At 71.8% G+C, this 23,191-nt stretch carries 24 protein-coding genes; 13 read left to right on the top strand and 11 right to left on the bottom strand.

Annotation, left to right across the window (positions count from 1 at the left end; genetic code table 11):
- Positions 1–6: 6 nt before the first annotated feature.
- Positions 7–216: a hypothetical protein gene (locus ACFY04_RS07575; RefSeq protein ID WP_301368272.1), complete on the bottom strand. Its 210-nt coding sequence runs from the start codon at positions 214–216 to the stop codon at positions 7–9.
- A 198-nt stretch (positions 217–414) separates the two neighbouring features.
- On the opposite strand from ACFY04_RS07575, the gene ACFY04_RS07570 reads away from it, so the two are divergent.
- The 3 genes from ACFY04_RS07570 to ACFY04_RS07560 all read left to right on the top strand — a co-directional run bounded on the left by ACFY04_RS07570 (position 415) and on the right by ACFY04_RS07560 (position 4,506).
- Entirely contained in the window at positions 415–1,542 is a 1,128-nt protein-coding gene (locus ACFY04_RS07570; protein ID WP_389114766.1) for a DUF5937 family protein, read from the top strand.
- A gap of 242 nt (positions 1,543–1,784) precedes the next feature.
- Entirely contained in the window at positions 1,785–3,335 is a 1,551-nt protein-coding gene (locus tag ACFY04_RS07565; protein WP_389114765.1) for a M28 family metallopeptidase, read from the top strand.
- A gap of 304 nt (positions 3,336–3,639) precedes the next feature.
- The gene (locus ACFY04_RS07560) at positions 3,640–4,506 is read left to right on the top strand and encodes a nuclease (RefSeq protein WP_389114763.1); all 867 of its coding nucleotides are present in this window, start codon (positions 3,640–3,642) and stop codon (positions 4,504–4,506) included.
- A gap of 413 nt (positions 4,507–4,919) precedes the next feature.
- On the opposite strand, the gene ACFY04_RS07555 is transcribed toward ACFY04_RS07560, so the two are convergent.
- Entirely contained in the window at positions 4,920–5,864 is a 945-nt protein-coding gene (locus tag ACFY04_RS07555) for an SAM-dependent methyltransferase (RefSeq protein ID WP_389114840.1), read from the bottom strand.
- Positions 5,865–6,027: 163 nt separating this feature from the next.
- Between ACFY04_RS07555 and ACFY04_RS07550 the strand changes: the two genes are divergently transcribed.
- Both ACFY04_RS07550 and ACFY04_RS07545 read left to right on the top strand, forming a co-directional pair.
- Positions 6,028–7,230: a sensor histidine kinase gene (locus ACFY04_RS07550; RefSeq protein ID WP_389114762.1), complete on the top strand. Its 1,203-nt coding sequence runs from the start codon at positions 6,028–6,030 to the stop codon at positions 7,228–7,230.
- Positions 7,231–7,247: 17 nt separating this feature from the next.
- On the top strand, positions 7,248–7,925 hold the full coding sequence (locus ACFY04_RS07545; protein ID WP_389114760.1) for a response regulator: 678 nt from the start codon (positions 7,248–7,250) through the stop codon (positions 7,923–7,925).
- 77 nt (positions 7,926–8,002) lie between these two features.
- Here the strand turns inward: ACFY04_RS07545 and ACFY04_RS07540 are convergent, their stop codons facing one another.
- The 3 genes from ACFY04_RS07540 to ACFY04_RS07530 are packed head-to-tail and all read right to left on the bottom strand — an operon-like array spanning position 8,003 to position 10,262.
- Positions 8,003–8,260 carry a hypothetical protein gene (locus ACFY04_RS07540; RefSeq protein ID WP_389114759.1) on the bottom strand — a complete coding sequence of 86 codons (258 nt, stop codon included), beginning with the start codon at positions 8,258–8,260 and terminating at the stop codon, positions 8,003–8,005.
- The gene (locus ACFY04_RS07535) at positions 8,257–9,774 is read right to left on the bottom strand and encodes a PH domain-containing protein (RefSeq protein ID WP_389114757.1); all 1,518 of its coding nucleotides are present in this window, start codon (positions 9,772–9,774) and stop codon (positions 8,257–8,259) included. Before ACFY04_RS07535 ends, ACFY04_RS07540 begins: the two co-directional genes overlap by 4 nt.
- Positions 9,771–10,262 (bottom strand): PH domain-containing protein, encoded by a 492-nt coding sequence (locus ACFY04_RS07530; RefSeq protein ID WP_389114756.1) that lies wholly within the window; start codon positions 10,260–10,262, stop codon positions 9,771–9,773. The genes ACFY04_RS07535 and ACFY04_RS07530 overlap by 4 nt, the downstream gene beginning before the upstream one ends.
- 31 nt (positions 10,263–10,293) lie before the next feature.
- Here ACFY04_RS07530 and ACFY04_RS07525 point away from each other — a divergent pair, with 31 nt between their 5' ends.
- The 5 genes from ACFY04_RS07525 to ACFY04_RS07505 all read left to right on the top strand — a co-directional run bounded on the left by ACFY04_RS07525 (position 10,294) and on the right by ACFY04_RS07505 (position 13,565).
- A complete protein-coding gene (locus ACFY04_RS07525) occupies positions 10,294–11,436 on the top strand; it encodes an NADH-quinone oxidoreductase subunit D (RefSeq protein ID WP_389114754.1) in 1,143 nt (380 codons plus the stop codon).
- Positions 11,437–11,473: 37 nt separating this feature from the next.
- Positions 11,474–12,325, top strand: coding sequence for an arylamine N-acetyltransferase (locus tag ACFY04_RS07520; RefSeq protein ID WP_389114753.1), 852 nt, complete (start codon positions 11,474–11,476; stop codon positions 12,323–12,325).
- A 29-nt stretch (positions 12,326–12,354) separates the two neighbouring features.
- Positions 12,355–12,570 carry a hypothetical protein gene (locus ACFY04_RS07515; protein ID WP_389114751.1) on the top strand — a complete coding sequence of 72 codons (216 nt, stop codon included), beginning with the start codon at positions 12,355–12,357 and terminating at the stop codon, positions 12,568–12,570.
- Positions 12,571–12,680: 110 nt separating this feature from the next.
- Positions 12,681–12,998 (top strand): hypothetical protein, encoded by a 318-nt coding sequence (locus tag ACFY04_RS07510; RefSeq protein ID WP_389114750.1) that lies wholly within the window; start codon positions 12,681–12,683, stop codon positions 12,996–12,998.
- Between the two features lie 18 nt (positions 12,999–13,016).
- Positions 13,017–13,565: a hypothetical protein gene (locus ACFY04_RS07505; RefSeq protein WP_389114748.1), complete on the top strand. Its 549-nt coding sequence runs from the start codon at positions 13,017–13,019 to the stop codon at positions 13,563–13,565.
- A gap of 4 nt (positions 13,566–13,569) precedes the next feature.
- On the opposite strand, the gene ACFY04_RS07500 is transcribed toward ACFY04_RS07505, so the two are convergent.
- Complete coding sequence (locus tag ACFY04_RS07500) at positions 13,570–14,460, bottom strand: NAD(P)-dependent oxidoreductase (RefSeq protein WP_389114747.1); 891 nt, start codon at positions 14,458–14,460, stop codon at positions 13,570–13,572.
- 117 nt (positions 14,461–14,577) lie between these two features.
- Here ACFY04_RS07500 and ACFY04_RS07495 point away from each other — a divergent pair, with 117 nt between their 5' ends.
- Complete coding sequence (locus ACFY04_RS07495; RefSeq protein ID WP_389114746.1) at positions 14,578–15,171, top strand: TetR/AcrR family transcriptional regulator; 594 nt, start codon at positions 14,578–14,580, stop codon at positions 15,169–15,171.
- A gap of 43 nt (positions 15,172–15,214) precedes the next feature.
- On the opposite strand, the gene ACFY04_RS07490 is transcribed toward ACFY04_RS07495, so the two are convergent.
- The 4 genes from ACFY04_RS07490 to ACFY04_RS07475 form a co-directional block, all read right to left on the bottom strand.
- On the bottom strand, positions 15,215–16,222 hold the full coding sequence (locus ACFY04_RS07490; protein WP_389114745.1) for a hypothetical protein: 1,008 nt from the start codon (positions 16,220–16,222) through the stop codon (positions 15,215–15,217).
- Between the two features lie 98 nt (positions 16,223–16,320).
- Positions 16,321–17,313, bottom strand: coding sequence for an ABC transporter substrate-binding protein (locus tag ACFY04_RS07485; RefSeq protein WP_389114744.1), 993 nt, complete (start codon positions 17,311–17,313; stop codon positions 16,321–16,323).
- A 32-nt stretch (positions 17,314–17,345) separates the two neighbouring features.
- Entirely contained in the window at positions 17,346–18,017 is a 672-nt protein-coding gene (locus tag ACFY04_RS07480; protein ID WP_389114742.1) for an ABC transporter permease, read from the bottom strand.
- A gap of 4 nt (positions 18,018–18,021) precedes the next feature.
- Entirely contained in the window at positions 18,022–18,786 is a 765-nt protein-coding gene (locus ACFY04_RS07475) for an ABC transporter permease (RefSeq protein WP_389114741.1), read from the bottom strand.
- Positions 18,787–18,935: 149 nt separating this feature from the next.
- Here ACFY04_RS07475 and ACFY04_RS07470 point away from each other — a divergent pair, with 149 nt between their 5' ends.
- Complete coding sequence (locus ACFY04_RS07470; RefSeq protein ID WP_389114740.1) at positions 18,936–19,898, top strand: ABC transporter ATP-binding protein; 963 nt, start codon at positions 18,936–18,938, stop codon at positions 19,896–19,898.
- Between the two features lie 130 nt (positions 19,899–20,028).
- Here ACFY04_RS07470 and ACFY04_RS07465 read toward each other — a convergent pair whose 3' ends face one another.
- The gene (locus ACFY04_RS07465) at positions 20,029–21,138 is read right to left on the bottom strand and encodes an alpha/beta hydrolase (protein ID WP_389114738.1); all 1,110 of its coding nucleotides are present in this window, start codon (positions 21,136–21,138) and stop codon (positions 20,029–20,031) included.
- A gap of 153 nt (positions 21,139–21,291) precedes the next feature.
- On the opposite strand from ACFY04_RS07465, the gene ACFY04_RS07460 reads away from it, so the two are divergent.
- Positions 21,292–23,139 (top strand): phosphatidylglycerol lysyltransferase domain-containing protein, encoded by a 1,848-nt coding sequence (locus tag ACFY04_RS07460; RefSeq protein WP_389114737.1) that lies wholly within the window; start codon positions 21,292–21,294, stop codon positions 23,137–23,139.
- Positions 23,140–23,191 lie beyond the last annotated feature (52 nt).

Raw genomic sequence — 23,191 nt, 5'->3', positions numbered from 1 at the left:
GAGGGATCAGCACGCCCGCGGGCGGACGAATATCCGGCGCAGGGCCGCGCGCCAGGGGTGGCGGCCCGATCTGCCGTCCATGACGGCGCGGGCCTGCTCGTACGAGCGGAGCGAGCGCAGGACGGCGACGTCGTCCCGCCCGGGCGGCGGGGGCATCGGGGCGCCCTGCTGGGACGCCCGGTAGGTGTCGATCATGTACTGCTCGATTGCGGTCATGACCCAAGCCTCACCCCGTCGGCGGCATCGCGCACGACAGTTGACGTTCCCCGTCAATCGACGGCCCGAAAGCGCCCCCGCGGCCCGAAATGATCACTCGTACGGCCGCCGTGCCGGGGCGCCCGCGGCCACTCGTACGGCGGGGCCGGGAGGCCCGTCCCGGCTTCCCCGGCGTGCGCGGAACGACAGAATGGCCTGATGAGCGTCACGATCGACATCGCAGGCCTGCCCACCGAGCGGATCACCTTCGCGCCCTCCCCGCTCGCCGAGCTCTGCATGGCCCTGCACGCGCTCTCCCAGCCCGCGCACCACCCCGGGCTGACCTCCTGGACCACCGCCACCGCCGCCTCGCTCGATCCGTGCCTCGCGGACCGGCTGCTGGAGGCCGACTTCATGTGGCGGAGCTCGTTCTCCGACATCTTCATGCCCTTCGCCGGGCTGCCCGGCGGCACCGGGCTGCCGGCCGCGACGCTGGCCGAGGCGCTGGACGTGCTCGACCGGCTGGACGACGAGCGGTTCGTGCGGGCCGCCCTGGAGCAGTGCTGGCTGGCGCTCTACAACGAGGGCGGCCCGTCCTCCTCACCGCTGGACAACCCGGCGGCGCGGGCCAAGGCGCTGGAGACGGCCGCCGCCCGCGGCCCGCGCCAGCTGGACTTCTCCATGCGGCTCCTCGACGACACGGCCGCCGTACGGGTGTGGATGCGGCGCCTCCTGGAGGACTGCGACGAGGCCTTCTTCGCCGAGACGTGGAAGCGCGTCGAGCCCGGGCAGAGCGCCGACGCCCGGCACAAGACGGAGGTGCTGCGCCGCAAGGGGCTGCCGACCGTGCTGAAGGAGGTCTCGGCGGCGCTGAGCGTCGACGAGGGCGGCACCACCATCACCGCCGACAAGATGGTCCACGGATCGACGACCGCGACCGATCCCCGAATAGGCGCCGGTCTGGTCTTCGTGCCGACCAACTTCGGCTGGCCGCATCTGCTGGTGCTGCACGCGCCGGGCTGGCGGCCGGTGGTCCACTATCCGCTCGGCTCCCCCGAACTGGCCTCCGAGCCCGGCTCGGTGGAGCTGCTCCAGCGGCGGATGGAGGCGCTGGCGCATCCGATGCGGATGATGCTGTGCCGGAGCCTGGCCCGGGCCCCGTTCACGACGAGCGAGCTGGCGACCGTGTACGGGATCACCGCGCCGGAGGTGTCGCGGCATCTGGCCGTCCTGAAAAAGGCCGGTCTGATGCATACGAGACGTCAGGGCCGGTATGCCCAGCACCAGTTGGATCTGCCGGCGGTCGCGCGCATCGGATCGGACTTCATCGAGGGCATCCTCCGCTAGGACGAACCGGCGTGCGGTTGGCCTGATTTGGGCGGCCCAGATTCACCGATATACGGAATTCATAAACCGGAATCAGCGAAAACTCTGGCCATGGTGGCCACTTGCTGTCTAACGTGCGTCCACCGCTCCCCCACGTAACGTGCACCACTTCTGCTCACCCGCTCCGCCACGCTCCGCCACGTTCCGCCGTGCGGTGCCCTGCTCCGCCCTGCCCTGCTCGCCTTTGCCGTGGAAGGACCTTCATGCCCTCACGCCGTATAGCCGCAGCAACCGCCGCCCTGGCAGCCGCAGCCCTCGTCTCGCCGCTGCTGCTGGCCGGACCGGCCGGAGCCACCGGAAGCCCGCAGAGCGACGCCGCCCGGGGTGACGCGCTCGCCAGGAAGCTGGTCAAGGAAGCGACCGGCAAGGGCGCCTACAACCACCTCAAGGTCCTGCAGTCGCTCGCCGACTACAACAACGGCAACCGCGCGGCCGGCTCCAAGGGGCACGTGCAGTCGGCCAAGTACATCGAGGCCGTGATGAAGGCGGCCGGGTACAAGGTCACCAAGAACGAATTCGACTTCGTGTACGTCGAGACCATCGAGGAGAAGCTGACGGTGGGCGGCGCGAACCAGCGCGACGTACCGATCCACCTGATGTCGTACACGGCGAACAGCCCGGAGGGCGGTGTGACCGCCGGCGTCGCCGTCGCCCCGGTCGACGCGGACGGGACGAACGGCTGCGAGCCCGGCGACTTCGCCTCCGGCACCTTCACCGGCAAGATCGCCCTGGTCAAGCGCGGCGGCTGCACCTTCGCGGCGAAGCAGGCCAACGCGGCGGCGGCCGGCGCGGTCGGCGCGGTCATCTACAACAACACCGCGGGCGCCCTCAACGGAACCCTCGGCGACCCGAACGCGGGCAAGATCCCGACGGGCGGCATCACCCAGGAGGACGGCGAGAAGCTCGCCGCCGAGGCCGCGGCCGGCCCGGTCGAGGTCACCCTCGACATCCGGCAGCTGCGCGAGAACCGCAAGACGTACAACGTCATCGCCGAGACCAAGGGCGGCGACGAGAACAACACCGTCTTCCTCGGCTCGCACCTCGACTCGGTCGCGGCCGGCCCGGGCATCAACGACAACGGGTCCGGATCGGCCGGCATCCTGCAGGTCGCGCAGCGCCTCGCGAGCAGCCAGACGAAGATCAACAACAAGGTCAAGTTCGCCTGGTGGTCGGCGGAGGAGTTCGGCCTGCTCGGCTCCGAGGCGTACGTCGCCGGGCTGACGGACGCGCAGAAGAAGCAGATCAAGCTCTACCTGAACTTCGACATGATCGCCTCGCCGAACGCCGCGTACTTCGTCTACGACGGCGACGACTCGGACGCGACCGGCGCGGGCCCCGGCCCGGAGGGCTCCGCCCAGCTGGAGAAGGGGATCAACGACTTCCTCGACTCGAAGAAGATCCCGCACGAGGGCACGGACTTCTCGGGCCGCTCGGACTACGGCCCCTTCATCGAGGTGGGCATCCCGTCCGGCGGTACCTTCACCGGCGCCGAGGGAATCAAGACCCCGGAGCAGGCCGCGAAGTTCGGTGGCCAGGCGGGCGTCGCCTACGACGTGAACTACCACGGCAAGGGTGACGACATCACCAACATCGACCAGAAGGCGCTCGACATCAACGTCGACGTCATCGCGGACGCGGTCGGCCACTACGCCTTCGACCTGGCCCCGCTGTCGAAGCCGGTCGTCTCGCAGCCGACGGGCGGCACGGGCAGCGGCGGCGGCCTGCACCAGGGCCACGACGAGCTGAAGCAGTAAGCACGCACGCAGGCCGACAGGAGGGCCGGGATCCCACGCGGATCCCGGCCCTCCGTGCGTTCGCCGGCCCTCGTCGCATCGGCCCGGCCCTCGTCGCATCGGCCCGGCCCTCGTCGCATCGGCCCGGCCCTCCCCGCGCCGGCCCGGCGCGCCCGTCCGCGCCCACCGCACGAAGATCCATCTTTCGAACTCGCGCACCGTTCGCCACGCGTTTCGTCACGGAGAGCTCTCAAAACATCCCATACGGTTACTTTAAGTGAGAAATCCCGACGTAACGCCCTCGGGCGAGAGGAGCCGCACCGTCATGCCCATGCTGCTGATCAAAGGTTCGTACGAGATCCTCGGGACCGACCCGGACGGGGACACCATCCACTTCCGGCCCGACAACCCCGACGAGTGGGATCTGATCGGCGGCCCCCGGAAGGTCAAGCGCAACGCGGCGGGCCGCGGGAAGCTTCGCCTGGAGGCCATCGACGCCCTGGAGACCCACTACTCACGGACCGGCCCCACGGTCCATCAGCCGCTCGCCCTCGCCAACGCCGCCCGGGACGCGGTACTGGAGTGGGTGGGCTTCACCGGCGTCACCCGGGGGTCGAACGGGCTGGTGACGGCCTCGACCCCGGCGAGCGCGCCCGGCTTCGTCCTGACGCGGGGCGTCGACATCAGCCGCCGGTGCATCGCCTTCGCAGGGCGGGGCGAACCTCCGGCCGCCAGCGGGACCCAGGTGCTCGTGGACCCGGCCATGCTGGAGCTCACCCTCAACCACCACCTGATCAAGGAGGGGCTGGTGTATCCGCTGTACTACAACACCCTCTTCCACGACCTGCGCAACCTGATCACCACCGCGGCCCAGAAGGCACGGACCGCCACACCGCCCAAGGGAGTGTGGGCCGAGGACTCGACCGTCAGCGGAGCGACGGTCACGGGCATGTCCTCGATCACCGAGGACGAGGTCATCCTCCCCAAGCTCTTCCGGCGTCTGGTGGACTACCTCAACCTCGGCGACACCGACCTCTCCGGCTTCCCCGCCTACCTGGACCAGCAGGCCGACAAGTTCCTCATCCTGCCCACCGGCCAGTTCACCACGGGCCTCGACGAGGTGGTCCAGGTCTCCGGCACCACCGTGAAGATGACCCGCAACCCCGAGGACCTCGTCTTCGACGAGGGCTGAGCAGGAGACGACCGTCATGACCGACGCCGCGGACTTCCGCGCCCTCTCCGAGCTCCTCACCGGCGAACCGTCCCTCGGCCAGGCGACGGCGGACGCACACCGGACCCACCTCGCAGCCCACTACCCGGCAGCGCTCCCGCGCCTGATCGACGCCTACCGGACCGCGTCGGGGCAGCCCGACCCCGGCGCCGCGCTGTTCGCCGCCGTGAACGCCGGTCCGGACGCGGCCTGCCACCCTGCTCCTGCGGATCCCCGTCGGGGCGAGCGGCGCGGTCGGCTTCGGCACGCACCACACCGGCCTCACCCGCTTCGAGCACCGCCGCGACCGCTACGGCAACGGGCGCTGGGTGCTCACCGCCCTCGACGACACCACCCATCCCGGTCCGCGCCCGGCCTGGGGCGGGCCCTTCGGATCACGCCCGGCCCGCGGCACCCGGCCATGCCGGGGCCGGGATGCCGGCCGGCTGGACCAGCCAGCCGAAGGCGCCCAGCCCGGCGCGGTCCGTGAGCTCCGCCGCCTCACCGGCCGAGGACAGGGCCCGTACGTAGGCCACCGGGTCCGCCGAGGCCAGGGCCAGCGGGGGCCGGGCTCCCGAGACGCCGAGCGCGGCCAGGGCCTCGCGCTGGGTCAGCAGGACCGCTCCCGGCCCGGCACAGGAGTCCAGGGCCACGTGGGCGGTGACGTCGCAGGAGCCGTCCGGCACCGGCGGGACCTCACGGCCGTCGCGGAAGCCCGTCAGGGTGCCGTACGGGGGCCGTGCGCCGCGGGTGTGGGCGTAGTCCACCGCCACCGCGAGGCCCCGCTCCAGGGTCCCGGCGGCGGCCGCCCAGGCCTCGTCACGGGCCCGGCCGATCTCGGCGCGGCCGCCGCCGGGCCACCACCGCTCCAGCCAGGCCCGGTCCGGGGCGTCCAGCGGGCCGCCCGCGCTCTCCGTACCGTCCGGGGCGACGAGCACGTAGTGCCCGTCCTCGGCGACCTCCAGCGGCACGTTGTCCAGCCATTCGTTGGCGAAGAGCAGCCCCGTCGCCCCTTCGGGCGGGGCCGCGGCCCAGCGGATCCGCGGGTCGAGCCCGGCGGGCCGCTCCGCCCGTTCCACGGCGTACGGGCGCACCCGCGCGGCCGTCCGCGGCTCCAGCGCGGCGAGCACCCCGGTCAGCAGCTCCCCCCGCCCGGCCCCGACGTCGACCAGGTCCAGCTCCGCCGGGTGCCCGAGCTCGGCGTCCACCCACCGCAGCAGCCGGGCCACGGCCACGGCGTACAGCGGCGAGGCGTGTACGGACGTACGGAAGTGCCCGGCGGGTCCCGGCCCGCCGGGCCGCACGTAGAAGCCGCCGGGCCCGTACAGCGCGGCCTCCATCGCACGGCGCCACCGCACCGCGGGGACCGGGGTCACGCCTTCACCCTGAGAGCTCACCGGACAAAGGGTAGGCTTCCGTCCACCTTGGGGAGTACGCCCCCGGTGTCAGGTTCGAACCTCTGGTTGACTCCAGCACCTATCTGCGTTCCCTACTCTGGGTTACGTGCAGCGCCTCTACGACTTCCTCCGCAGACACCCGACGGGCGTCGACAGCTTCTGGGCTGTCTTCCTCTTCGGGATCGGGATGCTGCAAGTCGCCGACGACAGTTTCAGCAGCACCACCGCACGGATGCTCGCCGTCCCCGCGGTGGTCTCGATGAGCCTCGTGGTGGCCCTGCGCCGCAAGTGGACGCAAGCGATGTTCTGGGTGGCCGCCGGCACCGGCGTCTACAAGCTGATCACCCATACCGAGGTGAACAACGCCGACCTGGCGATGCTGATCATCCTGTACACGGTCGCCGCCTCGGCCGAGGTCTCGCGCCGGATGTCCCGTACCGCGCTCGCCATCGGATTCCTCGCCTCCCCCCTGTACGCCCTGCGCTTCCAGGTGGACAAGGGGGACTTCCGTGACAACGTCCTCTTCACGCTCTTCGCCATGGTCCCCTTCGCCCTCGCCTGGGTACTGGGCGACTCCCTGCGCACCCGACGGGCCTATTACGCCCAGCTCGTCGAGCGGAACCAGCGCCTGGAGAACCAGCGCGAGGCCCAGGCCAAGGTGGCCGTGGCCGCCGAGCGCGCCCGGATCGCCCGCGAGCTGCACGACGTCGTCGCGCACAACGTCTCGGTGATGGTGGTCCAGGCGGACGGGGCGGCGTACGTCATGGACGCGGCCCCCGAACAGGCCAAGGAAGCCCTCCAGACCATCTCCGGCACCGGGCGCCAGGCGCTGGCCGAGATGCGGCGGCTGCTGGGCGTCCTGCGCACCGGCGAGCCGCAGGAGTCCGAGGACTACGTGCCCCAGCCGGACGTCGAGCAGATCGAGGTCCTGGTCGAGCAGGTGCGGACGGCCGGGCTCGCGGTGGACTTCGAGGTCGAGGGCGCGCCGCGACGGCTGCCCAGCGGGGTCGAGCTGACGGCGTACCGGATCGTGCAGGAGGCGCTGACCAACACCCGCAAGCACGGCGGCCCCGACGCGAAGGCCAGCGTCCGGCTGGTCTACTTCGACGACGGGCTCGGCCTGCTGATCGAGGACGACGGCCGGGGCGCGGCCCACGAGCTGTACGAGGACGGCGGCGCGGACGGCGCCGGGCACGGGCTGATCGGCATGCGCGAGCGGATCGGTATGGTCGGCGGAACCCTGGACGCGGGGCCGCGGCCCGGTGGCGGCTTCCGGATCAGCGCACTGCTGCCGCTGAAGAAGAGATGACGAGGACGAGGTAACTGATGTCCATCCGCGTGATGCTGGTCGACGACCAGGTGCTGCTGCGCACCGGTTTCCGTATGGTGCTCGCCGCCCAGCCGGACATGGAGGTGGTCGCCGAGGCGGGCAACGGCCTGGAGGCGCTGGAGGTGCTGCGGGCCACGAAGGTGGACGTGGTGCTGATGGACGTCCGCATGCCCAGGCTGGACGGAGTGGAGGCGACCCGGCGGATCTGCGAGCCGGAGGAGCACCCGAAGGTGATCATCCTGACCACCTTCGACCTGGACGAGTACGCCTTCTCGGGCCTGAAGGCGGGCGCGAGCGGGTTCATGCTGAAGGACGTCCCGCCGGGCGAGCTGCTCGCGGCCATCCGCTCGGTGCACAGCGGGGACGCGGTGGTGGCCCCGTCCACGACGCGGCGTCTGCTGGACCGCTTCGCGCCGATGCTGCCGACGACGACGCAGGAGCCGCAGAACAAGGACATCGAGCGGCTGACGGAGCGCGAGCGCGAGGTCATGCTGCTGGTCGCGCAGGGCCTGTCGAACGGCGAGATCGCGGCCCGGCTGGTCCTGTCGGAGGCGACGGTGAAGACCCATGTGGGCCGGATCCTGACCAAGCTGGGGCTGCGCGACCGGGTCCAGGTGGTGGTCCTGGCGTACGAGACGGGCCTGGTCCGCGCGGGCGGTGGCGGAGCCGGGTAGTCCGGCCCCGCAGGGCGTTCCCCCGGGCTGCCGGCCGGGGGAACGCCGTGCGTGGGTGGGTGGGTGGCCGGCGGGGGTCAGCGGATGACGAACTCGCAGCCCGATCCGGCCGGGACGGTGTCGAGGGCCGCCTGGTCGGCCACAAGGCTGTCGAAGCCGGTGCCGCACGTGATCCGGTCGAAGCCGCCGTTCTTGCTGACGAGGGTGTCGTTGCCGTCGCGCCCCTCGAAGGTGGTGGTGCCGGTGGTGGCGTTCCAGCCGTCGGGGTCGGTGAGCCGGTCGGCGGCGGTGCCCCGATCAGACGGTCCTCGCCCGATCCGCCTCGCCCGGCTCACGTACCCGGCTCCGTCATCCAGCGGTCCGGACGGGCCGAGGCCCGGGAGGTGCGGGAGCGTGCGGCCTGGGCGTGCAGCAGGGTGGCGGCCTCCGGCTCCGGTCGGAGCCGGGCCGTGACCGTGCAGTTCGCGCCGGTGTCCACGTGGACGTCGGCGACGCCGCGGGCGCGGGCCCAGGGGCCCTGCGTGAAGCGGACGCTCTGCACCTTGGCGTGCGGGACGATGTCCGTACGCCGGCACAGGCGGCCGTGCCGGGCGGCGAACACCTCCGGGGAGAGCGCCAGGGCGTAGCCCTTCCACCACACCGGGACCACCCAGCGGGACCCGGTCCGCGGGGAGCCGGAGAAGGACAGCGCCGCCAGGTCCACCCCGGGCAGCACCCGGGCGATCATGGCGAAGGCGGCGTCCTTCGAGGCCACGGGGATCAGGACCGTGTTGTTCGAGCCCGCCACCTTCAGCTCCACCCGGACCAGGCCGCGCCGCCGCCACAGCAGCGGCTCCACGATCCGTACGCACTGCACGCGCCCCGGCGGCACGGTCTCGTGCGCCCGGTCCAGCAGGCCGTGGTCCAGGCGCAGTCCGTCCGGGGACTCGGCGACCCGCCAGTCGTACTCGGTGAGGAAGCGGCCCGCGGTGCCCGCCCAGACCGCGCCGAGCATCGGGAGCACGGCGACGAGGGCCGCCCACGGGCTGGAGCTGAGCCACCACACGAGGGCCGGCACGGTCAGGCCGGGGATCAGCAGGGCCCAGACCCCCAGGTTGAGCAGCAGCGACACGACGAGCTCGCGCGGGGTCACGCGCAGCAGTTCGTTCTCAGGGGCTTCGCCCAGCCTCACGGCCTCCTCGGGGGCGAAACCGGCCGCGCGGGCGAGGAGCTCGGCGCGCAGGGCGACGGCCTCCTTCTCGCCGAGGAAGGACAGCTGGTCCTTGTCCTCGGTGCCGATGACGTCGAGCCGGAGGCTGGCGACGCCGGTCAGCCGGGCCAGGAGGGGGCGGGTGACGTCCACGGCCTGGAGCCGGTCGAGGCGGATGTGCGCGGTGCGGCGGAAGAAGAGCCCGCTGCGGATGCGCAGTTCGGTGTCGGTGATGGCGTAGTGGGTGAACCACCAGCTCAGGAACCCGTAGGCGCCGAAGACCACGATCAGGCCCGCCACCGCCGCCACCCGCAGGAGGGCGGACAGGTCGGCGACCCATCTGCCGGCCTGGTCGCCCTGCTGGGCGATCACACCGACGGTCGCGGCGATCGGCACCCAGGCGCGGCGCAGCGGGGTGAAGGGGTGCAGTCGGCGCTCCACCGGGTCGCCTGCGGCGGGCTCGGCGGCGACGGATCGGCCTGCCGCGGGCAGCGCGGCAGCGGCGGGCTCGGCAGCGGGCGACCCGCCTGCGGACCGTTCGCCTGCGGCGGGCTCCACACGTACGGGCCCGCCCAGGGCCGGCGGCTCGGGCGCGGCCTGCGCGTCGCGTACTTCGAGGCGGGGGTCCGTGCCGTCCGGACCGGAGGTCCCGGGGCTCACAGGCCCGCCGACCTTGCCTCGCCGAGGGCGGTGAGCCGGTCGCGCAGCCGCTCCGCCTCGGCCGGCACCAGCCCGGGGATCTTGGCGTCACTGGCCGCCGCGGCCGTGTGCAGCTGCACCGAGGCCAGGCCGAAGCGGCGCTCCAGCGGGCCGGAGGTGACCTCCACCAGCTGCATCCGCCCGTACGGCACCACGGTCTCCTCCCGCCACAGCACGCCCCGGCTGATCAGCAGGTCGTCCGCGCGCTCGGCGTACCGCCAGGACCGCCAGTTCCGGCCGAGGAACACCCAGCCCCAGGCCAGGACCGCGAGCCAGAACGCCCCGAGGGCCGCCCACACCGGGCCGAGCGTCAGCCCCAGCACGACGGCGGTCACGACGGCGAGCAGCACCGTCCATATCAGCAGCAGCGTCCGGCGCAGAGTGAGCAGCCCGCCCGGCAGTCCGACCCATGCGGGTCCGTCCGTCTCACCCATCGTCCCCGTTTCCATGCGTCCACCCTAGGGCTGAGACAATGCCCGCATGACGGAGACCACGGTCGGTATCGGCGGAGCGGCGGAGAGCACCGACATGGTGCTCAACATCGGCCCCCAGCACCCTTCCACGCACGGCGTGCTGCGCCTGCGCCTCGTCCTGGACGGCGAGCGGATCGTCAGCGCCGAACCGGTGGTCGGCTACATGCACCGCGGTGCGGAGAAACTCTTCGAGGCCCGCGACTACCGGCAGATCGTGATGCTCGCGAACCGCCACGACTGGCTGTCCGCGTTCTCGAACGAGCTGGGCGTGGTCATGGCGGTCGAGCGGATGCTCGGCATGGAGGTCCCCGAGCGGGCCGTGTGGATGCGGACGCTGCTGGCCGAGCTGAACCGGGTGCTGAACCACCTGATGTTCCTCGGCTCGTACCCCCTCGAACTGGGTGGAATCACTCCGATCTTCCACGCGTTCCGGGAACGCGAGGAGCTCCAGGCCGTCATGGAGGAGATCTCCGGCGGCCGTATGCACTACATGTTCAACCGCGTCGGCGGCCTCAAGGAGGACCTCCCGGCCGGCTGGCTCGGCCGGGCCCGCGCCGCGATCGCCGACGTCAACACCCGCATGCACGTCTACGACGACCTGGTGCGCGGCAACGAGATCTTCCGCGCCCGCACCCGCGGGGTCGGCGTCCTGTCCGCCGAGGCGGTGCACGCGTACGGGGTCTCCGGCCCGATCGCCCGCGCCTCCGGTGTCGACTTCGACCTGCGCCGCGACGAGCCGTACCTGGCCTACGGCGAGCTCCAGGACGTCCTGAAGGTGATCACCCGCACCGAGGGCGACTGCCTGGCCCGCTTCGAGTGCCTGCTGGACCAGACCCACAACGCGCTCGACCTGGCCGTGGCCTGCCTGGACCGGATGGACGACCTCCCGCCGGGGCCGATCAACCAGCGGCTGCCCAAGGTCCTGAAGGCGCCCGAGGGGCACACGTACGCCTGGACCGAGAACCCGCTCGGCATCAACGGCTACTACCTCGTCTCCAAGGGCGAGAAGACCCCGTACCGGCTGAAGCTGCGCAGCGCCTCGTACAACAACATCCAGGCGCTGGCCGTGCTCCTGCCGGGGCAGTTGGTCGCCGACATGGTGGCGATCCTGGGCTCGCTCTTCTTCGTGGTCGGCGACATCGACAAATAGCCCGCCGCGGGGGAAATGCCCGATCTAGGGTGATCCCATGATCATTTCTGGCATATACGCCGCGTACCTCGGGCGGATCGGCATCACGGAACCCGGATCCCCCTCCGCCGAAGGGCTGTTCGCGCTCACGCGGGCCCATCTGGAGCGGATCCCGTTCGAGAACACCGAGATCCAGCTGGGCCGGCCGCCGGGCATCGACCCCGAGCTGTCCGTGCGCCGCATCGTCGCCGGGCGCGGCGGCTACTGCTTCCACCTCAACGGCGCCTTCGCGGCGCTGCTGGAGCACCTCGGGTACGACGTGACGCGTCACCTCGGGGGCATGAGCGCGGATCCGGATTCCCAGGAGGTGAGCGGCGACCACCTCACCCTGACCGTACGGATCGACGGACAGGCCTTCCTCGTGGACGTCGGCCTGGGCGACGGTCCGCCCGAGCCGCTGCCCCTGCGCGAGGGCCGGTACGAGCGGGGCTTCCGGTACGGCCTGCGGCCGCTCGGGGGCGCGGACGGGCCCGACACGGGCTGGACCTTCCTCAACGAGGACTCGCCCTTCCCCGCGATGAACTTCCGCTCGGCCCCCGCGGCCATGGCCGACTTCGAGGACGAACACCTGCGTCTGTCCACCGCCGAGGACTCCCCCTTCCTGCAGTCGTTCTTCATGCTGCGGCGCAACGCCGGGGCCGTCGACCGGCTGCACGGCAGGATCCTGCTCCACATCGACCCGCAGGGCGGGCGCGACAAGCGGGAACTGACCTCCCCGGAGGAGCTCTTCGAGGTCATGGCCACGGTCTTCGGGCGGGAGCTCGACGACCTGACGCCGGCGGACCGGGCGGCGCTGTGGGACCGGGTGCAGCGGGCGCACGAGGCCTGGCTCGCCTCGCAGCAGGACTGATGTCGGTGCGGCAGGGCAGACTGGGCGCCATGTCCCACTCTCCCCGCCGGGCCTGCCCCTCCTGCGGCCGCGACTGCGCCGTCACCGCCGGACGGATCGCCCGCCACGATCCGCCCTCCGGGCGGGGGCGCGGCGACCTGGTGTCCTGCCCCGGATCCCGGGCCCGGGTGGTGCTCGGCGCCTCCGCGCCGGCCCTGGACGGCTTCGTACTGGCCGAACACTCCGGGCAGCTGCCGCTGTTCTGAGGAGCCGGGGGAGCCGGGCAGCGGGGAAGCCGGGGACCTGAGTACGGGGCCCCCGCGGGCTGAGTACCCGCGCGGATCCCCGTACGGCGCCCCCGCGGCACTGTGGTGGCATGACCCCGACGCCACAGCCCGCCACCGCCTCCGCGTCCCGGATCCGGTGGCGCTCGGGGCTCGCCGCCCTGCTGTTCCTGCCCGCCCTCTTCGTCGCGAAGATCCTCATGCTCGCCACCGACAAGGGCGGCCGCTGCTTCGTGAACGACACCGGCTGCGCGCCCTTCCCGGTCGCGGCCTTCGGGGCGCTGCTCGCCGCCGTGGTGGTGTCCTTCGTCGTCGCGACGGCGGCGCCCGTGCGGGTGGGGCGGGTCGCCCTGGCCGTGCAACTGTCCCTGGAGCTGATGGCCGTCACGCTCGTCCTGGCCTTCCCCTGACCGCCGGTCGGGCGGGGGTTGGCCGGGCCGCACGACCTGCTCGGCAGCGAGTTCCCCGGGCTCACCGACGGCCGGGTCGATCCGCGCGTCGGCGTCTTCTGCCTCTCGTACTTCCTCACGGCCCAGAACCGGCTCCACCCGCTCTACAAGGACCCGGCCGAGGTGTTCCGCGCGCCCTATGCACAGGCTGTGGAAGGCCTGTTCGACGGGAGCCACCAGCCGCAGGACATCGTGGCCGCGCTCCCGGCGACGCCGCAGGAGCTGCTGACCCCGCAGTGGACCGAGAACGTCCGCAGCCCGCGCGGGGCCCTGCTGGAGGCCATACGGGCCAACGACGGCGTCTGCGACTGGAAGCCCGCCGTGCCCGTACGCCTCTACGCGGGCGGGGGCGACACGGACGTACCGATCGCCAACTCCCGCGCCTGCGCCGCCGATCTGGCCCGCCACGGGGTCCGGGCGAAGGTCGTGGACCAGGGCCTGGACGCCGACCACACGGCCACCGCGGTGCGCTCGGCACCGCAGGTGGTCCGCTGGTTCGACTCGATCCGCCAGGCCCGGTCCAGCTAGGGCCTCAGGCCGGGGTGCCGCTCAGCAGGCCGATCAGGCGCGAGCTGCTGTCCGCGCCGAAGCCCGCCTCGACACCGCGCCGGTAGAGCTCGGCGTGCGCGGTCAGGATCCCGGTGTCCACACCGGAGTCGGCGGCCGTGTGCAGGATGTGCTCGACGCTCGCGGCGCACATCGCGAGGCGCTGGTGCTCGCCGCCGTGCTCGTCGGCGTCGATCAGCGGGGCGCCCCCGGTGTAGAAGCCGCGCATGCTGTCGGCCGTGTAGCCGGCGTACGGGAGGATGTCCGCCGCCGTCAGCCCGTTGGCGCGGGCGACGGCGACGGCCTGGTACCAGCCGGTGTAGGCGGTCCAGAAGAGGATCATGTTGAGCTGGTAGTAGAGCTGTGCGTGGCCGGGGTCGGCGCCCCGGTAGTCGGTGGCGGCGAGCACGTCGAGCGCGGCGCGGTGCTCCTCGTAGACCTCCCGCGGGCCGCTGACGAAGACGGAGGAGCCCTCCCGGCCGATGCCGGTCGGCGGCACGTTGACCCCGCCGGTCAGGTACGCGGCCCCGCGCGCCTCGGCCCACCGGGCGGCGGCGCGGGCCTTGTCCGGGACGTCCGAGGACAGGTTGGCCAGTACGCGACCGCCGAGGTCGGTGTCGCCGAGCGTGCCGTACACGGCCTCGACGTCGATGAGGCTGAGCACGGTCAGCCGGCTCGCGGCGACGGCCTCGGCGACGTCGGCGGCGCGGTGGGCCCCGCGGGCGACGAGCTCGTCGTCCTTGCCCGTGCTGCGGTTCCACACGGTGACCTCGAAGCCGGCGTCGAGATAGGCGGCGGCCATGGCGCGGCCCATCGGGCCGAGGCCCACGACGGTGACCTTGGCGTCCTGGGCCCGGGTGGTACGGATCTGGTTCATGACGGAGTTCTCCCCCAACGCATCGTCTAGAACGAACGCTCTATCCAGCGCTCGGGACGACCGTAGCACGGGACTAGAATGAACGCTCTATCTAGATTCGGCGGTAGGATCACGCCCATGGCAACAGCAGCGACGACCACAGCACCCGGGACGCGCGACCGGCTGGTGCGCACCGCATCCCGCCTCATGCAGCACGGCGGATACGAGAACACCCCGGTCAAGCAGCTCGTCCGCGAGGCCGAGGCCACCCTCGGCTCGCTGTACCACTTCTTCCCGGGCGGCAAGCAGGAGCTCGCGGTGGCCGCGATCCACTTCGGCGACGAGGAGTTCGCGGAGCTGCTCCGCGCCGGGCTCGCCGCCCACACCGACCCCGCGGAGGCGGTCGAGGGCGTAGCCGCCGCGCTCGCACAGGCGCTGGAGGCCTCCGACTGGCGGGACGGCTGCCCGGTGACGGCCACGGCCCTGGAGACGGTCGGCCGCCTCCCGGAGCTCCAGGCGGCCTGCGCCCAGGCCTTCGCCAACTGGCAGCACCTGGTGGCCGCGAAGCTCCTGGCGTCGGGCTACCCGGAGGCGGAGGCCCGCGACCTGGCGATCACCGTAATCAACACCCTGGAGGGCGCCGAGACGACCTCACAGGTCACCATGAGCCGCACCCCGCTCCTGGTGGCGGGCCGGCACCTGGCCCGGCTGGTGGCCTCGTACCGGGACTGACCCCGGGGGCCGGCCGGGCAGGAGCGACAGGCCTAAGGGCTGTCTAGGAGATCGCGGTACGGAGCCGGGCCACGTCGATCGGCTCGGTCTCGTCATGGGCCGTCAGGTCGATGACCTGGCCCACCGCGCGGGTCTCGTCGGTCGCCGGCTTGAACTCCGGCTCGGCCACGGCCTGGGCGGACTCGGCCTTGTGCACCGCGAGGGCCTCCGCGCCGACCACGTCGGCCAGGTCCTCGTTCTGCACCGCCTCGATCACCGCGCGGGCCTGCGCCGCGTTCTTGGTGCCGAAGAAGTCGAAGCCGCCCTCGACGCGCGAGGCGGTACGCCGCTGGGCCGCGTACGGGGCCACCGCGGCCGCCGGACGGCGCGCCGGGAGCGAGGGTGCGGCAGCGGGAGCGGGAGCGTGACCACGGCCGGGACCGGGATCCGGCTCCGGAGCCGACGGCCCGGCGGGCAGCGCCCGCGCCTCCCGCCTGCGGGCCAGCGCCTCCAGGGCCGAGTGGGCCCTGGAGTAGCCGACCTCGGTGGGCGCGCCCGCCGAGGTGCGCTCCTCGGTGACGGCCGGAAGTTCCTTCGGCGCGGCGGCCGGCGCCGCGGAGGCCTCGATGGCCAGCAGCCGGCGGCCCTCCAGGGCGCTGGCGCGCTCGGTCTCGGCGGTCGCGTACCGCCGCAGCAGCGCCGCGTGCTCGCCGCGCAGGCCCGCCAGTTCGACCCGCTTGGCGCGCAGCTTGGCGTCGAGCCTGGCCCGCAGCATCCGGGCCTCTTCGAGGTCGGACTCGAGCTCGGCTATCCGCTCGTCCGTCCGCCACTCGTCCTTGACGCGCTCGCGCGCGAGCTCGGCGACGCGGCGGCCCGCCGAGCGGTCCCAGGCGCGCATGACGACGGCGCCGGCGACCCCGGCCGCCGCCGCGACGGCCACGAGGAGCCGGAGCGCCATCGGTTCCGCCGGCAGCCAGGCCGCGCCGGCGGCGGCGACGGACACACCGGCCACGGTCGTCGGCGTGAGCAGCCGGTGCAGGGGTTCGGGATTGCGGTGGCGTCCACGGGGCATGGCCCGAAATTTACAGGGCATGGGGGTCCAGTGGGATACCCGCCCGGCAAACTCTTGCCGGGCAGTTAAGCCACTTTTCTCCATCAACCCCGTGCGCGCTACTTCTTCAGCAGGCCCTTGGACTCCAGGTAGGCCTTCGCGACGTCGGCCGGCTTGGCGCGCTCGGCGTCCACCTTGCGGTTCAGGTCGACCAGATCGGCCGTCGTGAGCGCCTTGGTCAGCTTGTCGAGCGCGGCGGCGACCTCCGGGGTTCCGGCGTCCTTGGCGTTGACCACCGGCAGGACGTTGTCGGCGTTCTGGAGCTTCTTGTCGTCGTCCAGCAGGACCAGGCCGTAGCTGTCGAGGGTGGCGTCGGTGGTCGTGGTGAGCACGAGCTGGTCGGCGCCGTCCTTGACCGCCTGCTTGGCCTGCGGGGTGCCGACGCCCTTCGGGTCGATCCCGGAAACCTGAATTCCGTACGTCTTGGTCAACCCCGGCGCGCAGAAGGGCCGGACGCTGCATTCGTCGCCCGCCGCGATCTTCACCTTGAGTCCGGACTTGCCAAGATCGGAAAGCGTCTTCAGGTTGTTCTTCTGGGCGAATTCCCTGGTCACGGCGAATGCGTTCTGGTCGACCGCCTCACCGGCGGCCAGCGCCTTCAGGCCGAGCGGGGCCGCGAGCTTCTCCAGGCCCGCCACCGTCGCCGCGACGTCGCTGGAGGCGGCCGGCTTCTCCTCGGGCGCCTTCGGACCGTTCACCTTGGCGTTGAGGAACTCCGCGAGCGTGGCCGCGTACTCCGGGACGACGTCGATCTCGCCCTTCTCCAGGGACGGCTCGTACAGCTCGCGGTTGTTGACCGTCTTGACCGAGGTGCTGTAGCCCGCGTCCTTCAGGATCTGCGCGTACAGCTCGGCCAGCACGTTCGACTCGGTGAACCCGGCCGCGCCGATCACCAGGCTGCCCTTGCCGCCGCCCGCGGACGAGGAGGAGCCGGCGGAGGCCGAGCCGCCGTCCTTGCTCTTCTCCAGGCTGTCGCCGCCGCACGCGGCCAGCGACACCGTCAGGGCCAGGGTGCCCAGGGACGCGCCGAGGACGCGCGTGGTCTTGGTCATGGAGGTACTCCGTTCGAGGCGATGGACAGGAATCAGCGGGACGCCGCCGCCCGCGGCAGCAGCAGCCGGTCCGCCGCCACCAGCGCACCCTCCACCAGCAGGGCGAGCGCGGCCACCAGCAGGGCGCCCGCGACGACCTGCGGGGTGTTGTACGTGTTGAAGCCGGCGGTGATGATCCGGCCGAGGCCGCCCTGGCCGACCATGGCGGCGATCGTGGCCGTGGCGATGACCTGTACGGCGCCCGAGCGCAGCCCGGTCATCACCATGGCCCGCGCGAGCGGCAGTTCGACACGCAGGAAGAGCTGGATCCCGGACATGCCCATGCCGCGGGCGGCCTCCACGACCGAGCGGTCCACCTCGCGCATGCCGACGTAGGCGTTGGTCAGCAGCGGCGGGACGGCGAAGAGGACGAGCGCGGCGATGGTGGGCAGGTAGCCGGCGTTGCGCAGCGGGGAGACCATGAACAGCGCCAGCACCGCGAAGACGGGGACGGCCCGGCCGATGTTGGAGACGTTGATCGCGAGGGTGCCGCCCTTGCCGAGGTGGCCGAGGAACAGGCCGATCGGCAGCGCCACCGCGCAGGCGATCGCGAGCGCGACCGCGCTGACGTAGACGTGCTCGCCGAGCCGGTGCCAGACACCGCTCTCGCCCGACCAGTTGGCGCCGTTCGCCAGCCAGTCCCAGGCCCCTCCGATGACGCCCACGGCTTCAGGCTCCCTTCGCCGGAGCCGGAGCCGGAGCCGAAGCCGGAGCCGCAGGCCTGGCACCCGCGCCGGCACGGGTACCGGCACCGGCCCGGGTACCGGCACCGGCCCGGGTCCACGGGGTGAGCAGCCGCTGTGCGCCGAGCAGCAGCAGGTCGGCCACGAGCGCGAGCAGCACGCACAGCACCGAGGCGGTGAGCACCTGGGCCTTGAAGGAGCTGTTCACGGCCGGGGCGATGAGATTGCCGAGGCCGCCCTTGCCGACGATGGAGCCGACCGTGGTCAGCGCGACCGTCGAAACGGTGGCGATCCGGACCCCGGCGAGCAGCGCGGGCAGCGCGAGCGGCAGCTCGACCTGCCACAGCAGGCGCCCCGGGCCGTATCCCATGCCGCGCGCGGCCTCCCGTACGTCCTCGGGGACGGCCTCCAGGCCGGCCAGGACGTTGCGGACCAGGATCGTCAGCGAATACAGCACCAGCCCGGTCACCACCAGCGCCGCCGAGAGCCCGAAGACCGGCAGCAGCAGGGAGAACATGGCCAGCGAGGGGATCGTGTAGAGGAGGGTGGTCAGGCCCAGGACGGGCGCCGCCCAGTGGCGGCCGCGGCGGGCCAGCAGGGCGAGCGGCACGGACACGGCTATGCCGATCAGGACCGACACGCCCGTGATCCAGATGTGTTCGAGGGTGGCGTCGGTGAGTTCCTGGGAGCGGGAGGTGACGTAGTCCCAGCAGATCCAGTCGTTCGCCACCAGGCAGTTCTGCGCCGCCATGCCCCCCACCCCCCGCCATTCGAACGTACGTCGTCACGATCACCCGTCACAGCGACCCTAACCCCCACCACCCTCAATGGCCGGAATCCTTCGCAGTGGGGCAACACGCCCTTCACAAATCAGCGGCCGGCGTGCGGAAAGATGGGTTTGTGATCCGATTCGAGCATGTGACCAAGCGCTACCCCGACGGGACGACAGCCGTCGAGGACCTGTCCTTCGAGGCGGCGGAGGGTGAGCTGGTCACGCTCGTGGGACCGTCCGGCTGCGGCAAGACGACCACGATGAAGATGGTCAACCGGCTGATCGACCCGACCTCCGGCCGGATCCTGCTGAACGGCGAGGACATCGCGGCCGCCGATCCGGTCGAGCTGCGCCGCCGGATCGGGTACGTCATCCAGCAGGTCGGGCTGTTCCCGCACAAGACGGTGCTGGAGAACACGGCGACCGTGCCGCAGCTGATCGGCACCCCGAAGGCACAGGCCCGCGCCCGGGCGGCCGAACTTCTGGAGCTGGTGGGCCTGGACCCCTCCGTCTACGGGGGCCGGTACCCGGAGCAGCTGTCCGGCGGGCAGCGCCAGCGCGTCGGCGTGGCCCGCGCGCTCGCCGCCGATCCGCCGGTGCTGCTGATGGACGAGCCGTTCGGCGCGGTGGACCCGGTGGTGCGCGAGCGGCTGCAGAACGAGTTCCTGACCCTGCAGCGGACCGTGCGCAAGACGATCCTGCTGGTCACCCACGACCTGGAGGAGGCGATCCGGCTCGGCGACCGCATCGCGGTCTACGGCACGGGCACCATCGAGCAGTTCGCCCGCCCGGCGGCGGTGCTCGGGGCGCCCGCCACCGAGTACGTGGCCTCCTTCGTCGGCTCCGACCGGGGGCTCAAGCGGCTCGCGGTCACCGCGGTCGAGGCGGCCGACCTGGCCGCGGCGCAGGGGAAGGACCCGGCGGCCTCGGTGGAGCTGGGCGCGACCCTGCGCGAGGCGCTCGCCGCCCTGCTGCAGGAGGACTCGGGGCGGATCGGGGTCACGGACCCGGAATCCGGCGCGCTGGTCGGCGTACTGACGCCGGAGGGCGTCCACCGGGCACTGCGCCGGGCCCAGTTGCAGGAGGCGTAGGCCTCGGCCGGCAGGGCGCCGGGCGGCCCCGGAAACGGCTGTGACCGGCCTCGGGAGGCCGGTCACGGGTGCGTCGGGCGGTCGGGGGCGCCGGGTGTCGCCGGGTGTCGGGCTGTCGGCGCGAGGCGGGTCAGGCCTCGATGCGGTTGCTCATCCACATCAGCATCGGCGGGATCTCCCGTCGCCACGTGTTGAAGTTGTGGCCACCGCTGTCGAGGATGATGGAGGAGACCCGGTCCGGGCCCTGCACCTTCTTGATGAACTTCCTGGTGTCGGTGAGGTTCGGCTCGCCCTTCTCGCTGCTGGTCACGAGGAAGGACGTACCGCTCGGCTTCTTGTGCTCGATGCTGTGCAGCACATCCGCACGCTTCTTCAGCTTCTCGTCCCCGTGGAACAGGTCACCGGTCGTCGGGTCGTCCGGGGCGTCGTAGTACGCGGACAGACCCGCGGCGGCGCCGAAGGTCTGCGGGTAGTGCGCGGCGATCTTCAGGGCGCAGTAACCGCCCGTGGAGTTGCCGATGAAGCCCATGTTCTGGGGCTTCTTGCCGACCCGGAAGGTGTCCGTGATGGCCTGCGGGAGGTCCTCGCCGAAGAAGGTCTCGGTCTGCGGGCCGCCGGGTATATCGACGCACTCGGTGTCACGCGGCGGCGCCACGGTCGGACGCAGCATGACCAGGATCATCGGCTTCATCTTGCCCGACTTGGACAGGCTGAAGGCCTTCATGGGGTAGTCGAGCCCTTTGATGAGGTTCTCGGCGGTGCCCGGGTAGCCCGTCAGGACGATGGACGCAGGGAAGTTCTGGTCCTTGTGCTGGGGCTGGAAGTACTCCGGCGGGAGCCAGACGTAGCCGGGGCTCGTTATCTTCGACTTCTGCCCGGTTATGGCAACCTTCAGGATCTGACCACCGACCTGGGGCTTGGCGCCACCGGGTACGTCCAGCTTCTGCTTGTCGACGACCTTGATGTCCTTGCTGCTCATCGAGTGGTCGACGACCTTGCCCATGGACGTCTCCTGACCGAGCAGGTCGGCCCAGGAACCGTAGAAGAGGAACGACTTGTTAGCCGCCAGCCCCACAGCCGAGAACAGCGCCAGCTGGGTCGCCAGCAGCAGCCCGATCCGGCCGGCGAACGCGCGCCAGGTGCGGCCCGAGAGCTTCGGCCAGAACCACACCGTGGCTGCGAAGAGCAGCACACCGGCGAAGATGGCCAGCGCCAGAACCGTATTACTGGTGAGACCCATGAGCAGTAAGTCGACTTTCTGGTGGCAGGACTGTTTTTTTCCGACGAAAGAGTGAACCCGCTCCTCGTCGATGTCGTCCTAAGGGACGCACCACACACCGGAGGCTGTCGCGGCCTTCGGCCACATGTATCTCTCGCGGAGCAACGGGAAGCGATGTCTAGCAGGATAGATGGCGATAAGTCGGGACAGGTTCCGAGCAGGGTCCGCCGAATCCTCCGAGGCCCACAGTCGGAGTCGGTGCCCGGCCTGGTAGGTACGGCCGTCATGATCGTCGGCCTTCTGGACATCGCGGCAGGGGTGTTCCCGCGTTTCCGGCACAGCCGGATCCACGCGCTGGCGGAGGTGCTGCCGGTCTTCGGGCCGTTCGCAGCGGCCCTCGCCATCAGCGCGGGCGTACTGCTCCTGCTGCTCGCGCACGGCCTCAAGCGCCACAAGCGCCGGGCCTGGCGGGCGGCGGTCGTGCTGCTGCCGGCCGGTGCCGTGGCGCAGTTCCTCTACCGGCACTCGATCCCCGGCGTGATCATCGCGGCGGTGCTCTTCGTGCTGCTGCTGCGCCACCAGAGTGAATTCAAGGCGCTGCCCGACCCGCGCAGCCGCTGGAAGGCCCTCGCCAACTTCGTCGTGATGAGCGCCGGCTCCATCGGGCTCGGCCTGCTCATCGTGAACGTCCACCCGAACCGGGTCGTCGGCAACCCCAGCCTGTACGAGCAGATCACGCACGTCGTCTACGGCCTCTTCGGCTTCGAGGGCCCCGTCGACTACGCGGGCCAGGTGTCCTGGACCGTCGGGTACTCCCTCGGCGCCCTCGGCATGCTGACCGCCCTCACCACCATCTACCTGGCCTTCCGCCCCGAGCACCCGGCCGCCCGGCTCACCGCGGACGACGAGGGCAAGCTGCGCGAACTGCTGGCCAAGCACGGCGGCCGCGACTCGCTCGGCCACTTCGCGCTCCGCCGCGACAAGGCCGTCGTCTTCTCCCCCAGCGGCAAGGCCGCCGTCACCTACCGCGTCGTCTCCGGTGTGATGCTCGCCTCCGGCGACCCCATCGGCGACGTCGAGGCCTGGCCCGGCGCGATCGAGCGGTTCATGGAGGAGGCCAAGGCTCACTCGTGGACCCCGGCCGTCGTGGGCTGCAGCGAGACCGGTGGCGAGGTCTGGACCCGCGAGACCGGTCTGGACGCCCTGGAGCTGGGTGACGAGGCGATTGTCGATGTCAAAGACTTCTCCCTCGCAGGCCGTCCCATGCGCAATGTCCGCCAGATGGTGAAGCGCATCGAGCGCAACGGCTACACCACCCAGGTGCGCCGGGTCAGCGAGCTGACCGAGGAGGAGCTGGAGCGGGTCCGCGGCGCGGCCGAGGCCTGGCGCGGCACCGACACCGAGCGCGGCTTCTCGATGGCCCTGGGCCGGGTCGGCGAGGAGGGCGACGGCGACTGCTTCATCGCCACCGCGCACCGCGTGGAGGAGGGCGACACCAGCCCGTTCGGCGACCTGAAGGCCGTCCTGCACTTCGTCCCGTGGGGCACCGACGGCATGTCGCTGGAGCTGATGCGCCGCGACCGCGCCGCCGACCCCGGCATGAACGAGCTGCTGATCGTCGCCTCCCTCCAGGCCGCCCCCGCCCTGAAGATCGAGAAGGTCTCGCTGAACTTCGCGATGTTCCGCGCGGCCCTCGCCCGCGGCGAGAAGATCGGCGCCGGCCCGGTCCTGCGGATGTGGCGCGGCCTGCTGGTCTTCCTCTCCCGCTGGTTCCAGATCGAGTCGCTCTACAAGTTCAACGAGAAGTTCCGCCCCCGCTGGGAGCCGCGCTTCATGGTCTACCGCACCTCCCGCGACCTGCCCCGCATCGGCTTCGCCGTGATGCAGGCCGAGGGCTTCGTCACCGTGGCCCTGCCCCGGCTCTTCGCCAGCCGCCGCCGTCCCAAGCCGGTGCGCACCTGCACGCACACCCACATGACGGCCGTGCCCAAGCAGGCGGAGCGCGAGGTCCAGGCGGCGTAACCACCGGCAAGCGCCCGTCCAGGGCCCCGGCGGTCGCGAGACGCCGGGGCCC

This window comes from Streptomyces sp. NPDC001549, assembly GCF_042894025.1.
Classification (GTDB): Bacteria; Actinomycetota; Actinomycetes; order Streptomycetales; family Streptomycetaceae; genus Streptomyces; species Streptomyces kutzneri.
This window is presented reverse-complemented; position numbering and strand designations above follow the sequence as displayed.